This is a genomic window from Micropruina sp. (assembly GCF_027492755.1).
Taxonomy (GTDB): Bacteria; Actinomycetota; Actinomycetes; order Propionibacteriales; family Propionibacteriaceae; genus Micropruina.
In genome coordinates this window covers 1-14116 of the sequence record NZ_JAPUED010000207.1, presented here as the reverse complement: position 1 = coordinate 14116, position 14116 = coordinate 1, and the positions used below count along the sequence as shown (strand labels likewise).

General features: G+C 68.6%; 16 protein-coding genes and 1 pseudogene. 11 read left to right on the top strand and 6 right to left on the bottom strand.

All coding sequences use genetic code 11. The features are described 5' to 3' along the window. The first annotated feature begins 3 nt into the window (after positions 1 to 3). From Q0066_RS14355 to Q0066_RS14345, 3 genes are all read left to right on the top strand, one after another. A complete protein-coding gene (locus Q0066_RS14355) occupies positions 4 to 471 on the top strand; it encodes a GatB/YqeY domain-containing protein (protein ID WP_298134054.1) in 468 nt (155 codons plus the stop codon). 248 nt (positions 472 to 719) lie between these two features. Next, positions 720 to 1343: a polysaccharide deacetylase family protein gene (locus Q0066_RS14350; RefSeq protein ID WP_298134052.1), complete on the top strand. Its 624-nt coding sequence runs from the start codon at positions 720 to 722 to the stop codon at positions 1341 to 1343. A 232-nt stretch (positions 1344 to 1575) separates the two neighbouring features. After that, positions 1576 to 2256: a hypothetical protein gene (locus tag Q0066_RS14345; protein WP_298134050.1), complete on the top strand. Its 681-nt coding sequence runs from the start codon at positions 1576 to 1578 to the stop codon at positions 2254 to 2256. Positions 2257 to 2331: 75 nt separating this feature from the next. Here the strand turns inward: Q0066_RS14345 and dhaL are convergent, their stop codons facing one another. Both dhaL and Q0066_RS14335 read right to left on the bottom strand, forming a co-directional pair. Next, complete coding sequence (dhaL, locus tag Q0066_RS14340; RefSeq protein ID WP_298134048.1) at positions 2332 to 2967, bottom strand: dihydroxyacetone kinase subunit DhaL; 636 nt, start codon at positions 2965 to 2967, stop codon at positions 2332 to 2334. A gap of 12 nt (positions 2968 to 2979) precedes the next feature. Further along, entirely contained in the window at positions 2980 to 3969 is a 990-nt protein-coding gene (locus tag Q0066_RS14335) for a dihydroxyacetone kinase subunit DhaK (RefSeq protein ID WP_298134046.1), read from the bottom strand. A gap of 487 nt (positions 3970 to 4456) precedes the next feature. On the opposite strand from Q0066_RS14335, the gene Q0066_RS14330 reads away from it, so the two are divergent. Together Q0066_RS14330 and Q0066_RS14325 are read left to right on the top strand one after the other, a co-directional pair. Further along, positions 4457 to 5359, top strand: coding sequence for a cation diffusion facilitator family transporter (locus Q0066_RS14330; protein WP_298134044.1), 903 nt, complete (start codon positions 4457 to 4459; stop codon positions 5357 to 5359). An 87-nt stretch (positions 5360 to 5446) separates the two neighbouring features. Then, the gene (locus Q0066_RS14325; protein ID WP_366521528.1) at positions 5447 to 6226 is read left to right on the top strand and encodes a siderophore-interacting protein; all 780 of its coding nucleotides are present in this window, start codon (positions 5447 to 5449) and stop codon (positions 6224 to 6226) included. A gap of 33 nt (positions 6227 to 6259) precedes the next feature. Here Q0066_RS14325 and Q0066_RS14320 read toward each other — a convergent pair whose 3' ends face one another. Continuing rightward, positions 6260 to 6589 (bottom strand): hypothetical protein, encoded by a 330-nt coding sequence (locus Q0066_RS14320; RefSeq protein ID WP_298134043.1) that lies wholly within the window; start codon positions 6587 to 6589, stop codon positions 6260 to 6262. 64 nt (positions 6590 to 6653) lie between these two features. Between Q0066_RS14320 and Q0066_RS14315 the strand changes: the two genes are divergently transcribed. Further along, the gene (locus tag Q0066_RS14315) at positions 6654 to 8396 is read left to right on the top strand and encodes a DEAD/DEAH box helicase (RefSeq protein WP_298134041.1); all 1743 of its coding nucleotides are present in this window, start codon (positions 6654 to 6656) and stop codon (positions 8394 to 8396) included. On the opposite strand, the gene Q0066_RS14310 is transcribed toward Q0066_RS14315, so the two are convergent. Further along, positions 8383 to 9387 (bottom strand): alpha/beta hydrolase, encoded by a 1005-nt coding sequence (locus Q0066_RS14310; protein WP_298134039.1) that lies wholly within the window; start codon positions 9385 to 9387, stop codon positions 8383 to 8385. The two genes, Q0066_RS14315 and Q0066_RS14310, sit on opposite strands and share 14 nt — an antisense overlap. A 117-nt stretch (positions 9388 to 9504) precedes the next feature. On the opposite strand from Q0066_RS14310, the gene Q0066_RS14305 reads away from it, so the two are divergent. Further along, entirely contained in the window at positions 9505 to 9891 is a 387-nt protein-coding gene (locus tag Q0066_RS14305) for an SHOCT domain-containing protein (RefSeq protein WP_298134037.1), read from the top strand. A gap of 137 nt (positions 9892 to 10028) precedes the next feature. Here Q0066_RS14305 and Q0066_RS14300 read toward each other — a convergent pair whose 3' ends face one another. Then, positions 10029 to 10919, bottom strand: coding sequence for an ATP-binding protein (locus Q0066_RS14300; RefSeq protein WP_298134035.1), 891 nt, complete (start codon positions 10917 to 10919; stop codon positions 10029 to 10031). Between the two features lie 130 nt (positions 10920 to 11049). Between Q0066_RS14300 and Q0066_RS14295 the strand changes: the two are divergent. After that, positions 11050 to 11616: pseudogene (locus Q0066_RS14295) on the top strand (DsbA family oxidoreductase); the annotation flags it as partial. Here the strand turns inward: Q0066_RS14295 and Q0066_RS14290 are convergent. Next, positions 11609 to 12931 (bottom strand): MFS transporter, encoded by a 1323-nt coding sequence (locus Q0066_RS14290; RefSeq protein WP_298134033.1) that lies wholly within the window; start codon positions 12929 to 12931, stop codon positions 11609 to 11611. The pseudogene Q0066_RS14295 and the gene Q0066_RS14290 sit on opposite strands and share 8 nt — an antisense overlap. Before the next feature lie 80 nt (positions 12932 to 13011). On the opposite strand from Q0066_RS14290, the gene Q0066_RS14285 reads away from it, so the two are divergent. From Q0066_RS14285 to Q0066_RS14275, 3 genes are all read left to right on the top strand, one after another. Further along, positions 13012 to 13617, top strand: a complete 606-nt coding sequence (locus Q0066_RS14285; RefSeq protein ID WP_298134031.1) for a helix-turn-helix domain-containing protein — start codon at positions 13012 to 13014, stop codon at positions 13615 to 13617. A 35-nt stretch (positions 13618 to 13652) separates the two neighbouring features. Continuing rightward, positions 13653 to 13784, top strand: coding sequence for a hypothetical protein (locus tag Q0066_RS14280; protein WP_298134029.1), 132 nt, complete (start codon positions 13653 to 13655; stop codon positions 13782 to 13784). A gap of 124 nt (positions 13785 to 13908) precedes the next feature. Next, on the top strand, positions 13909 to 14116 hold a 208-nt coding region (locus Q0066_RS14275; protein ID WP_298134027.1), incomplete at its 3' end, for an RtcB family protein.

Sequence of the window (14116 nt, the reverse complement as noted above, 5' to 3'; positions counted from 1 at the left end):
GCGATGGCAGCGAGCAAGGACCGCCTCAAGCAGGAATTGGTGGCGGCAATGAAGGCCCACGACGAACTTCGCAAGTCGACCGTCCGGATGGCCCTCGCCGCGATCGCGAACGAGGAGGTGGCCGGCAAGTCCGCCCGCGAACTCAGCGAGGCCGAGGAGCAGGCCGTGTTGGCCCGCGAGGTGTCCAAGCGCAAGGACTCTGCGGAGGCCTACACCGGTGGCGGCCGTCCCGAACTGGCCGAGAAGGAACTCGCCGAGGCGGCCATCCTGGCCGACTTCCTGCCGCAACAGCTCACCGACGACGAACTGGCGGCGATCGTCGACGAGGAGGTCGCCGCGGTGGCATCCGCACTCGGTGCGGCGCCGACCATGCGCCAGATGGGCCAGGTGATGAAGGGCGTGACGCCCCGGATCGCCGGCCGGGGTGACGGTAAGACCGCCGCCGCACTGGTGAAGGCGGCACTGTCTTGAGCCGGAAGACTTCGGGTACATGGCCCGTCCGCCTCGCCTGCCTGATGGTTGCCGCCGGCATGGCGCTTGCCGGGTGTCAGTACGCCGGCAATCCCACCACTGCCACGGCCCCGACGGTTCGCGGCGGCGCTCCGGGCAGCACTGGTACCACCCAGGTGACGCCTCCCGGCGGCCCGGGTAAAGGCGAGTCCGGCCCCGGCAACCCTGCCAAGCCGCCGAGTGGCCAAGGCACGAACAAGCCGCCCAAGGTGGCGAAGCCTCCGCACCGGAAGGGCTACTCGTATCGTTACGGGCCCAACCTCACAGCCCGCGTCGCGTTGACCTTCGACGACTGCCCACGGACTCTCGCCGAGGAGCGCACGGTGCTGACCGGCGCAGCCCAGCTGGGCATCGGCCTGATGCTCTTCCCCACCGGTTCGTGTATTCACAGCAAGCGGTTCGACGCGAAGTTCGCCCGCAGCCAGGGCCACTACGTCTTCAACCATTCGAACACTCATCCGCTGCTCACCAGGCTGAGCTACTCGGGCGTGCTGAGCCAGTTGGGCCTGCCCGGCGTGCAGTCCCGCTACGGCCGGCCCCCGTTCGGCGGTTGGAACAACACTGTGGCCCGGGCCTACGCGGCCAAGGGCATGAAGATCTGGCTGTGGACGGTGGACACCAATGACTGGCACGGCTACTCGGAGGCCTACCTGGTGAAGTACGTGACCAGGACTGCGCGGGCCGGCGACACCGTGCTGATGCACATGCAGTGGCACGGCTTCTCGGTGGACGCCCTGCGCAAGATACAGGCGGGCCTCGCCAAGCGCGGCTTGGAGCCCTGCCGCAACTATGGTGAGCCGACCCCGGTCCGCTCCTGGAAGGTCCGCTGCTGAGGCAGCCCTCGTCGTCCCGGCGATAGCCAGGATCTCGAACGTCGGGGGACGGTTCTTCCGCATGCGAAATTCGCACGGCGAAGAACCGTCCCTGCGCGTTCGAGAATCGCACGCGGGAGAACCGTCCCCCAACGTTTGAGCCGGCGCTGTCACAGCCTTAGCGCCGGGATCTCTCCAAACGCTCGACGGAGCACCCTGGCACCTCGACAACGGACGCAAGTAGGGTGCGGCCATGAAACGCCTGCTGACGCTGCTGTCCTTGCTGGTTCTGAGTGCCTGCACGATCGGGCAGCCCAATGCCACGACGGCAGCCACACCGGCGGAAACACCCAGCGTCAGCGAGTCGGTGTCCCCCTCCCCCAGCAGTGCTGAGTCGCCCGATCCTGATGATTCGTCCTCACCCTCCCCCGAACCCAGCGGACAGTCCGGTACTCCACAACCGAGCGAGTCGGCACCCCCAGAGCCGGACCCCAATGCCACACCCTCGCCCAGCACTTCGGCCGCCGGTTCCGCGGGTGCCTTCCGTGCTCCGGGCGAGGTGCTCGACCTCGGTGGCGAGGTGACCCTCACCGTCCTCGACAGCAAGCGGGCGAAGGTCTCCGGCCATCGCGGCAATCAGGTGCTGGTGATGGTCAAGAGCTGCAACGTTGCGGCCGCCGCAGGGATCGAGCTCAGCTGGGACACCTGGGTGCTGCTCGGACCCGACAGCGAGGAATACCCGGCCAGCACCACCCACGGCACAGCCGAGCCGGCACCCGTCTATCCCAACGGCAGCGGACGGCTGTACAAGCCGGGCCAGTGCGCCAAGGGCTGGATCGTGTTCGACGTTCCCAGCGGCGCCAAGCTCTCCGGCGTCCGGTACATGAACAGCGGCGGCGACTCCGGCCAGTGGCGGCTGAACGCAAACGTCTGAGCCGTTGACAACGAGATCCCGGCGTCCGCCGGGGTGGCGAGCGCCGGGATCTCGACCAGCTCGATCAACGGGTGGTCAGCGGGCGTTGTATTCCTCGAGCAGACAGTTCATCAGCTGCCAGGACGACTGCGAACCGGGGTCGCGATGGCCGACGGAGCGCTCGCCCAGCCGCATCGCCCGGCCCTTCTTGGCGACCAGCGGAATGGTGTCGTCAGAACCCTGCCGCATCCGTGCCACGAAGGCGTCGAGCGCCGCACCGGGATCGCCGGCGTCCGCGGCCTCCAGCACGTCGAGGCCGGGCAGGTAGCTGTCCAGCATCGTCTTGTCGCCCAGCTGGGCCTTGCCGCGCTGCTGGATCGAGGTCACCCCGGCCCGCAGCATGCGACGGACGTCGTCGAAGGACACCTCCGACTGGCCCGCCACCTCGGCTCCGGCCTTCATGAAGAAGCTGCCGTACAACGGCCCGGACGCCCCGCCCACCTTGCGCAGCAGGGTCATGCCGACCAGCTTGAACAGTCCCGCCACGTCGGTGTCGTCGGGCAACGCGTCGAGCTGCTTGACCACCTCCCGGAAGCCGATGCTCATGTTGATGCCGTGGTCGCCGTCGCCGATGTCGCCGTCGAGCTTCGTCCACTCGTCGCGGTTGATCTCGGCGGTCTCCGCCATCCGGCGGAAGGCGGCGACGAAGTAGTCGCGATCGAAGTCAGCCATTGACGACCGCCCTCACTGCTTCAGGTAGGGGGTGTCGAAGGAGCCGTTCAGCCAGCCCTTGAGCTCGTCGTCCAGCCGGACCAGGGTCACGCCCATCCCGATCATGTCCATGCTGGTGGCGTAGTTGCCCACCATCGACTTCGCGATCGAAACACCCTTTGAGCTGAGCACGTCGTGCACCCGGCGGTAGCAGATGTACTGGTCCATCAGGGGCAGGCCGCCGAGGCCGTTGATCAGCACCGCCACCTCTTCGCCGGCCTTCAGGTCCATGTCGGGCAGCACGATGTCGAGGATCTCGTCCATCACCGAGTCGGCGGATGCGATCTTCTTGCGTTCGATGCCCGGCTCGCCGTGGATGCCCATGCCGACCTCCATCTCGTCGGCGCCGATGTCGAAGATCGGTTTGCCGGTGACCGGCAGCGTGGACGACGACAGCGCGACACCCATCGAGTAGGTGTTGTCGTTGGCCTTCTCGGCCGCGGCCTTCACAGCGTCCAGATCAGCGCCGGTGTTGGCCACCGCACAGGCGGCCATCAGCACGATCACGTCGCCGGCGACGCCGCGTCGGTCGGCCTTGTCCTTGGCCGAGTAGACGTCGTCGGTGACCAGCACCGTCTCGACCCGGACGCCGTCCTCGGCGGCCATCTCGGCACCCATGTCGAAGTTCAGCACGTCGCCCTGGTAGTTGCCGTACAGGTACAGGCAGCCCTTGCCCTGATCGACCGCGGTCACCGCGTCGTAGCAGGCCATCGGATCGGGCGAGGTGTTCACGTTGCCGATCACCGCGGCGTCCGCCAAGCCGGGGCCGACGTAGCCGAGGAACAGCGGCTCGTGCCCGCTGCCGCCGCCGAAGATGATGCCGACCTTGGGCTCGGCGCTCAGCTCGGTGCGGACGACGACGCGCTCATTGTCGGCCAGTTTCACCACGTCGCCGTGGGCTTTCACGTAGCCGTCGAGCAGCTCCTCGACAGCGTCGTAGCCGTCGTTGAGTAGGCGTTTCATCGATTGGTCCCTCTCACTCGGGGGTGCGCGTGCGCACCGATGTCGGTCGACGCAGCGTTCCCGTGGATGAGGCACTGCATCGGGCCGGTGAACCTGGTATGCCCCGCTGACAACGGCTTCTGCGCCGTGCGGTGCATACCTTCAGTATCGCATGGGCTCACGCAACCGACGAGGGGTGTGCCTACAAATCCACACCAAAACCTCACAATCCCACAGTGGGCCGCTTGGGCGGCAACGGGGATCAGGAGGGTAGGCCGAACAGCAGAATCGCCAGCGAAAGCAGCGCCCCGAGCAGGATGCCGCCACGCAGCAGGACGGATGAGTGCATCGGTAACGTCATTGAGATCACTCCTGGAGAGAGGCTGTTCCCTTGCCATGAGCGGCCACCGCCGCGGCTGATACATCCACACCTCCGCCGGTATTTACGCAAGGCTCAGCGCGCACAATATGCGGACGGGCTTAAGCTGATCCCCGACAGGAGGTGTGCATGTCCGGACACACTCATCAGCACGGCCACACCGGTGCCGTGCATCGCTGGCGACTCCAGGTGGCGCTGGCACTCACCGGTGCCTTCTTCGTGCTGGAACTGGCCGTCGGCATCTGGTCGGGCGCGCTGAGCGTCCTCTCCGACGCCGGCCATATGGCCGCCGACACGGTGGGGCTGACCGTCGCGCTGACCGCCTCCCATTGGGCGACCAGGCCCGACCGCACCGGACGCCGCACCTACGGCCGCTACCGGGCCGAGATCTTCGCTGCCGGCTTGAGCGTTCTGTTGATGCTGGTCGTCTGCGGCTATGTGCTGATCAATGCGGTGGAGCGGATCGGCAGCCCGGTGAGCGTGCCCGCCGGCGTGCTGGCGGTGGTGGGCGTCGTCGGGCTGGTGGTCAACCTGATCGCGCTGACACTGCTGCGCGGCGGCTCGACCGAGAACCTCAACGTGAAGGGCGCCTATCTGGAGGTGCTGGCCGACGCACTCGGCTCGGTCGGTGTGCTGCTGGCCGGGCTGGGCACCTGGTTGACCGGGTCGCCGCTGTGGGACCCGATCCTGGCGCTCGCGCTGGCCGTGTTCGTCGGCGTCCGGGCCGTGCGACTGGGACGCGAGGTGATCGGGGTGCTCGGCCAGTCCGCGCCGCCCGGAATCGATCCGGACGACGCCAAGCTCCGGCTGGCCGGCGTCCCGGGCGTCATCGAGGTCCATGACCTGCACCTCTGGACGCTGACCTCGGGCATGAACGTCGCCACCGCGCACCTGGTCAGCGCCGAGGACGCCGACGCCGCGGAGGTTCTGGTCGCGGCGAGCACCGTGCTGCGCGAGGGTTTCGGCATCGACCACGCCACTCTGCAGGTGGAGCCGTCCGGTTCGGACGCCTGCCAGGGCACCGCGTGGTGAACGGCGTCGACGACACTTCGGACCGCCAAGTATGGTGAGGCTAACCTAACTTTTGAGCGAGGGGTTGTGAGCGACTTTCCGCGGCTGATGCCCGCCAATCCGCGCATGTTCCATGCCCGCGTCGCAGGGACTCGACGGGTGTCTCCGTCGTTCCAGCGGATCACCCTCGAATCGGCCGACCTCGCCGAGTTCGACTGGCGCGGGCTCGACCACTGGTTCCGGCTCTTCTTCCCGGTGGCCAGCGACGGTGGGCTCCGCCTGCCGGAGGTCCGCGGACGGCTCTGGTGGAAGTCGTATCTCGCGATCCCCGAGGAGCAGCGACCGCACTGCAGCAACTACACCGTCGCCGGCTACCGCCGATTCGACGGTCGGGCCGAGCTGGACATCGACGTGGTGCTGCACTGGCACCAGGGAAAGCTGGCCCGAGTGGCGTCCTGGGCGGTGTCGGCGGTGCCCGGCAGCCCGGTGGCCCTGCTCGACCAGGGCGTGCTGTTCGACCCGCCCGGCGACACCACGAACTACCTGCTGGTCGCGGACGAGAGCGGCCTGCCCGCGCTGCGGGGCATCCTGCGCGATCTGCCCGCTGACGCTGTAGGCACCGCGATCATCGAAGTGCCCGCGCACGAGGACGTGCTGCCGGTGGAAGCACCCGAAGGCGTGAACATCCGGTGGATGCCCCGCGACGAGCCCGGCACCCACGCCGGCGTCGCCGCCCTGCGCGCACTCGAAGCGGTCGAGGTGGCCTGTCCGGCGTCCTACGCGTTCGTAGTGGGCGAATCGACCCTGGCCACCGAGGGACGCCGGCGGCTGCAGCGCGCCGGGCTGGCCAAGGAGCGGATCACCTTCTCGGGTTTCTGGAAGGCCTGAGGCTCGACCGACGGAACGGTTTCGACGACGGGCTCAGCCGAAGTTCTGCAGCTTGTAACCGTGCGCGGCGCAACCGTCGCGGATCATCTTCTTGTTCTCGTCGCTAACCTTCTCGGGGTTGGCCAGGAAGTCGACGGTGACGTCGAGCCACTGCCTGCTCTCCCCCGTCACCGAGCCCGAGTCACGCAATTGCTCCAGGCTGCTCAATACGACCTTCCCTACCGCTGACCCGGACGCGGCCGCGGCGTCCAGTGCGGGACAGCCGACCTTGTAGGCATCGTCGACGCTGAGTCCGGCCTGACTGCAGCCGGACAGCGCCACGAGGCCGACGGCGGCACCGGTCAGCAGGGAACGAGCGAGCATGTCGATCAGTGTAGAAGGGTCCCGAAAGTCGGAGGTTCGGGGCCCGACCCACTACGGTCAGGGGGTGGCCACCACAGAATCAACCTCCGACGAGTCCGCACCCGACTTCGCCGACCTCGGTCTCGACGACCGGCTGCTCCGCACGCTGCGCCAACTCGGCTACGAGAGCCCCACTCCGATCCAGGCGGCGACCATCCCGGTGCTGCTGAGCGGCAAGGACGTCGTCGGCCTGGCTCAGACCGGCACCGGCAAGACCGCGGCGTTCGCGCTGCCGGCCCTTCAGTTGGTCGACCCCAAGCGCGGCCGGGCACCGCAGGCGCTGGTGCTGGCACCGACCCGCGAGTTGGCCGTCCAGGTCTGTGAGGCGTTCCAGGCCTACGCCGCCGGAATGCCCGGCATGCACGTCCTGCCGGTCTACGGCGGCCAGGGCTACGGCGTCCAGCTGAGCGCGCTCGCGCGCGGCGTCCAGGTGGTGGTCGGCACCCCGGGCCGGATCATGGACCACCTCGACAAGGGCACCCTCGATCTTTCCGAGCTGCGGCTGCTGGTGCTCGACGAGGCCGACGAGATGCTCAGCATGGGCTTCGCCGAGGATGTCGAGACGATCCTGTCCGCCGCGCCGGCGGAGAAGCAGGTGGCCCTGTTCTCGGCCACCATGCCCCCGGCGATCAGGCGGCTCTCCGGCACCTACCTGCGCGACCCGGAAGAGATCATCCTGCGCGGCCGCACCAGCACCGCGACCAACGTCCGGCACCGGCACCTGATGGTCTCCTACCCGCAGAAGGTGGACGCGCTCACCCGCATCCTGGAGACCGAGAACTTCGAAGGCATGATCGTCTTCGTCCGCACCAAGAACGAGACCGAGACCCTGGCCGAGAAGCTGCAGGCGCGCGGCTTCTCGGCGTCCGCGATCAACGGCGACATGGCGCAGCCGCAGCGGGAGCGGACGATCGGGCAGTTGAAGTCGGGCAAGCTCGACATCCTGGTGGCCACCGACGTCGCCGCCCGTGGCCTGGACGTCGACCGGATCAGCCACGTGGTCAACTTCGACATTCCCACCGACACCGAGTCCTACGTGCACCGGATCGGACGGACCGGACGCGCCGGCCGCAGCGGCGAGGCCATCTCGTTCGTCACCCCGCGGGAACGACATCTGCTCTCCAGCATCCAGCGGGCCACCGGGCAGACCCTGGAGCCGATGCCGATTCCCAGCGCCGACGACGTCAACGCCACCCGGCTGAGCCGGTTCGACGACGCGATCACAGCCGCACTCGGCTCGGACCGGCTGGACCTGTTCCGGCAGGTGGTGGCGCACTACGTCAATGAGTACGACGTCCCCGAGCTGGACGTGGCCGCCGCACTCGCGTTGCAGGCTCAGGGTGAGTCGCCGCTGCTGCTGGAGCCTGACCCCGAGGTGCGACCCGACCGCCGGCCCCGCGAGCTCTCTGACGGCGGCCCCCGTCCGCGTCGTGAAGGCCCGCCGCTGGCCACCTACCGGATCGCGGTCGGCAAGCGGCAGCGGATCACGCCGCGGCACATCGTCGGCGCGCTGGCCAACGAGGGTGGTTTGCGGCGCTCCGACTTCGGACACATCGACATCCGCGCCGACCATTCGTTGGTCGAACTGCCGGCCTCGCTGCCCCGCGAGACCTGGGAGGCACTGCGCGACACCCGGATCTCCGGCAAGCTGATCGAACTGGCACCGGCGTCCCCGCGCTCGCGCGACCGGGATCGTGACTCCGGCTGGAAGCCCCGCAAGGGCCAGGGCAAGGGCGAGAAGAAGTTCCGCCGGTTCAACCAGGGGTGACCAGCGGCGGCACCAGCACGCCGCCCGCAGTCGCCTCGCCGACACCCAGCCCTGCCAGCAGCAGCGCGACCACCTGATCGGTGCTGCCGCCGGCCGGCGACCACGGATCGACGAAGTCATGCGTCCAGTGCAGTTCGGGGTCGATGGTGGCGTGACCGAGGTAGTCCGCCGCGGCACCGAAGACCCGGTCGGCGAAGGCGACCGCGGCGTCCTGCCGGACGGCGAGATCGCTGGGGTTGGTGACCAGCACCACCCGCTCGAGCTGGTGGCCGACCGGGACCGAGCCGTCGAACAGTGATTCCGACAGGTGCAGGAACGGCATCACGCCGGGCAGCGGAAACCCGGGGTAGGCGTAGGGGCTGTTGTCCGGCATCGCGTCCTTGACCCGTGGATCCCACCACATGTAATAGCTCGGCACGATCCGCGGGTACTTCACGCACAGCCGCACCGCGGGCATCGGGAACCCTTTCGGGGCCACCAGCGGAGCCGCCAACAGTGCGCGGCTCACCTCGGGTCGGGTCGCTGCCGCCCAGGCCGCCATGATGCCGCCGGCCGACAGGCCCGCCACCCACACCTCGTCGCCCAATCCGGCGGCGATGTCGATGCAGGTGTCGACGTGGCCGACGAGTTCGGCTTCGGTGAGGCTCGCCAACTCACGGTTGAGCAGGTCGGGCAGGCCGTGGTGGGGCATCCGCGGCAGCAGGACGCGGTAGCCCGCGTCGCGCAGCCGTTCGGCCACCGCGATGAACTGGGAGGGCGCGTTGGTGAATCCGTGCCAGACGACGATGGTGACCGGTGCTTCCACGCTCGGTTCGAGCAGCCGGGTGCGTGTCGCCTGAGGAATGCCGGCGTCGAGCCCGGTCAGTTCGGCCAACCGGGCCAGTGCCGTCGGCCTGTCGGCGGCGGGATCGACCGTGGGCGCCGTGGGTGCCGTGACGGAGAGGCGCCGGCGATACCAGGCTGCGCGCACCTGCTTGTGCTGAGCCGCCATGTCCACTCCGTTCCACGCCGCGTTTCGGCATGATTCGACCACGTTTTACCATGCCGCCTGGCTAGGCTGTCCAGAGTGTTCGCCAACCTCGGCGAAACCCCGTCGAAAGATACAAAAATGCCTGAATTTTGGTCCAACCTGGGCAGCACCGTCTGGTATGTGCTGACCCTCATCATCTTCATCTCCTACCTGTTCGCACTGTTCTCGATCATCGGTGACGTGCTGCGCGACCGATCGCTGAGCGGCGGCCTCAAAGCGGTCTGGGTCATCTGCCTGGTCTTCTTCCCGCTGCTCACCGCGCTGGTCTACCTGATCGTCCGCGGTGGCGGAATGGCTGAGCGGGCCGCCGCCCAGGCCCAGCAGAACAAGGCCGCCGCCGACGATTACATCCGCTCGGTGGCCGGTAGCCCGTCCGACGAGATCGCCCGGGCCAAGGCCCTGCTCGACGCCGGCACGATCAGCCAGCCCGAGTACGACAAGCTGAAGGCCAAGGCGCTCAGCTGATCTTCTGCTCATCACGCCAGGCCCCGTCCGATCCGCTCGGGCGGGGCCGACGCATGCGTGGGGACGGTTCTTTCGCGTGCGATTTTCGAACGCGGAAGAACCGTCCCCCGGAGTGCGAAGTCACAGGGTGCGAGAGGTCAGCGCTCCTCGGAGAATCGGACGGCGGCGCGGAACTGCGCCGCGATCGTGGAGCCCAGGTTTAGCGGCCAGCGGTGCATCACATACTCGGTGGCTTCGTCGACGCCGAGTTGGCGGGTCGAGTTGCCCGTCCGCACCCACAGTTCCGGCGCGGCGTTGCGCCCCGGACGCAGGTAGACCGGACGCGGCGACGGGCGGCAGCTGAGCCGGCACGCCAGCAGCTCACTCCCGGTGTCGCTTTCGGCTGTCGGCTCTTCAGTGGACCCCAGCGTGGCGAAGTCGACCTCGACCAGGGCCGCCGCGTTCTGGCCCAGGCTGACGGTCAGGTGGTCGCGCAGCCACAACTCGAAGCGGTCGGCGTCCGGGGCTTTCAGGGTCGCGAAGTCGGCGTCAAGTCCGAGCGGTTTGCCGAAGTCGTCCACACCGATCACCAGGGTGCCGCCATCAGCGTTGAGGAAGGCACACACGGTCTTGGCGACGACCAGTTCCATCCGGTCGTCGCGCTTACCGGTGTGCAGGTTGACCCGGGCGGTCGACTTGAACTCGACCCGGGACGACTCCCCCGACCGGACCAGTTCGGCCAAGCCCTCGCGCTCGACACGCTGGAAATGTGCGGCGACCGCGGCATAGCCGGCGATGCCGGCCACCGACACGCCGAGCGCCACCGCGATCGTCAGCGGCCCCCACAACGGGGAGTTCGGCAGCACAGCGCCGACCAGCAGCAGTCCGATGCCGGTGCCGAGCATCGAGATCACGATCGAGGTGGACCGGCCGAGCCGCGCCCGTCCGCGCAACAGCCAGTGCGCGACCGCGCTGAACAGCCACGCCACCACGACGCTCAGCACCAGTGCGACGCCGACCACCCAGACCGGCACCTGCTCCTGAATCACCGCCCCACCTCCTCGCATCTTTCCGTCCTCGCCGAACGTTACTGGCCGGCGAGGAAATGTTCCGGCCGATCGGCGGGTTGTGCCCAGTGAGAGGGCGGTCGACGGCCGACCGCGCGAGGAAGGGGTAGGCATGACAGGCGAGAACGAACCGGTGGTCATCGAGTTGTGGAGCGATCTGGGCTGCCCCTGGTGCTACCTCGGCAAGCATCGGCTGGAGACCGCGATCGCCCAGCGGCCGGACGCAGATCGCTTCGAGGTGCGGCTGCGCTCCTACGAACTCGATCCGCACGCGGCCGGCGAACCGGAGCCGATCCTCGACCATCTCGCTCGAAAGTACGGTGGGGCACCGCCGCAGGTGCAGGCCATGGAAGCCCGGGTGCAGGCCCTGGCCGCCGCGGACGGCCTGCCCTATTCCACCGACCGGGACACCGCCAACACCTTCGACGTGCACCGGTTGCAGCACTACGCCGCCGAGCAGGGCCTGGGCACCGCGCTGTTCGGCGCCGTCCAGGACGGCTACTTCGCCGGCACGCTGAACCCGTTCGACACCGAGCAGTTGACGGCGACGGCGGTGGCGCTCGGCCTGGACGCCGACGGCGTCCGGGCGGTGCTGGAGGGTGATGCCCACGCCGACGCCGTCCGGGCCGATGAGGACGAGGGACGCGCGCTGGGTGCCACCGGCGTCCCGTTCACCGTGTACGGACGACGCTTCGCCACCGCCGGCGCGCAGAGCGTCGAGGGCTACGCCGAGGTGCTGACCCGAACGGTGGCGGGCCCCCCGCCGGTTGAACGGGCGCCGTCCGCAGCGACACCGCCAGGTACCCGCAGGCCGCCAGGAACAGCCCCACCGAGGCATAGAAGGTGACGGCCAGGCCGAACCGCTCGGCGATCAGCCCGCCCAGCACCGCGCCGAGCGGCATCAGCCCGTAGGCGAGCGTGCGGCCGGCGCCGCCCACCCGTCCGAGCAGTGCGCTCGGCACCAGTCGCTGGCGCAGCGACTGGGTGAGCACATTGCCGGCGGTGTTGGCGAGCCCGACCAGGGCGAAGGCTGCGGCGACCGCCCAGCCGTTGGGCCACAGCACAGGCACCAGCATCAGCAGGCCGTCGGCCAGCAACGCGGCGATGATGGTGCGCGTCTCGCCGAAGCGCCGCTGCAGTCGGTCGGCGAGCAGCGAGCCGGCCACCGCACCGAGGGCGAGCCCGAGGGTCAGCAACGGATACTGCGCCGCGGTCAACCCGATCGCTGAGTCTGGCCCCACCGCCCAGAGCACGAAGACGGCGAAGTAGGCGGTGTTGGCCAGATTCATCACGCTCGAGGTGATCACCAGCGGTCGGATCACCGGGTGCCGGACCAGGAACGCCAGGCCCTCGCGCACGTCCGCGAGCGGCCGGGAGGCGGTCTGAGTGGCGGGACGGAACCGCCCCCGAAGCCCGACCGCCAGGACGATGGCGGCCAGGGCGGCGAGCGCAGCCGACGCCCCGAAGCCCACCCCGGCGCCCAGAACGATCAGCACTCCGGCCAGGGGCGAGCCGAGAAAGGCGTTGGCGACCTGCTGGACCCCCAGCACCCGTCCGTTCGCCGCGGGCAGGCGATCGGACGGCACCAGGTCGGGCAGGATCGAGTTGGCGCCGAGGTCGGCGAAGACCTCGGTCACGCCGTAGAGCAGCACGGCGGCGAGCAGCAACGGCATGGTGAGTCGTCCGGACAGGCTGAGCAACGCGGCCGCCGCCAGTACGACCGCACGCGTGACCAATGCGAGCACCTGGGCCCGTCGTCGATCGACCCGATCGATCACCACCCCGGCGGCCAGCCCGAACAGCAGCCACGGCGCCCACGTGGCCGCCGTCAACAGCGAGATCTGGGCAGGCGAGGCGGTCAACGTGAGCGCTACCAAGGGAGCCAGCATGCCCAGGATGCCGTCGCCCAGATTCGCCAGGCCGGTGGAGGCCAGCTGCGCCCGGAAGCCAGCCCCCAGCCCCGAGGTGCGACGCCCCGACTCATGCTCAGCCATCGCTCGATCTCCTTCTACTACGATGACAATCGATGCAGAGGTAACTCTGCAAAGGATTCTATGCAAAGGTATCTCTGCATATGTCAGAAGGCAAGGACTCAGCTGCATCGGAGGATCGCATCCTCGGCTCCGAGGCGCTCAAGGCATTCGCCCACCCGCTGCGGATGAGCCTGTACGCCGAGCTGCAGCGACGCGGTCCCGCCACGGCCAGTCAGCTCGCCCGCGCGCTCGGTGAGAGCAGCGGACAGACCAGCTATCACCTGCGCCAGCTGGAGCGGCACGGCTTCGTCGAGGACGACCCGGGTCACGCCGGTGGCCGCGAGCGCTGGTGGCGTCCGGTTGGTTTCCGGTTGACCGATCCGGAACTGTTGCACGATCCCGCCACCGAACCGATGGTGGGTGCGGTGATCGGCCAGGTGATCGCCGAACGCACGGCGACCCTGACCGCCTGGTTCGAGCACCTCGATGCAGAACTCGGCGACGGCACCGGCCAGCTCTCCACCTCGACGATGGAGCTGACCACCGAAGAGGCCGACGCCCTCACCACCGAGTTGCTGGAGTTGATCGAGCGCTATTCCGCGTCCGCCAAGAACCGCGAACGGCCCTCGGAGGCACGGCGCTACCGGGTTTATCTGGACGTCATTCCGCTCACCGTCGATTTGCGTGAGGACAACACTCCCCGATAGCCTGCAAGGCTGGCCTCACGACGAGAGGGACTCACATGTTCGGCCTGGACAACGCGATCAAGCGACTGCAGCGCACGCTGCCGATCGCCGGATCGCGGCATGCCTATGGCCGCCGCGATTTCGGTTTCGAAGGCAGCCGGCCAGGCAGAAGTGGGCCCCCGATCTGACCGCGGAGAAGTTTGCTCCGCGCGTCCGGATCGGACGTCAAGCCGCCCACTCGCCTGCCGGGTCGGGCGGCTTTTTCGTGCCCGCGCACGACCATCAATCTCCAGATCAGAAAGTAGAAATGCCATGAACGAGTTCCCCGTCGCGTTGCCCGGCGCGGCGAACGACAACACCTTGATGTGGGCACATCCGCACGACATCGAGCCGGCCGCGCTCGACCAGTTGCGGAACATCTCGCGGCTGCCGTGGGTGGACCGCGTCCGGGTGATGCCGGACGTACACCTCGGCAAGGGCGCGACCGTCGGTTCGGTGATCGCGATGCGCGACGCCGTCA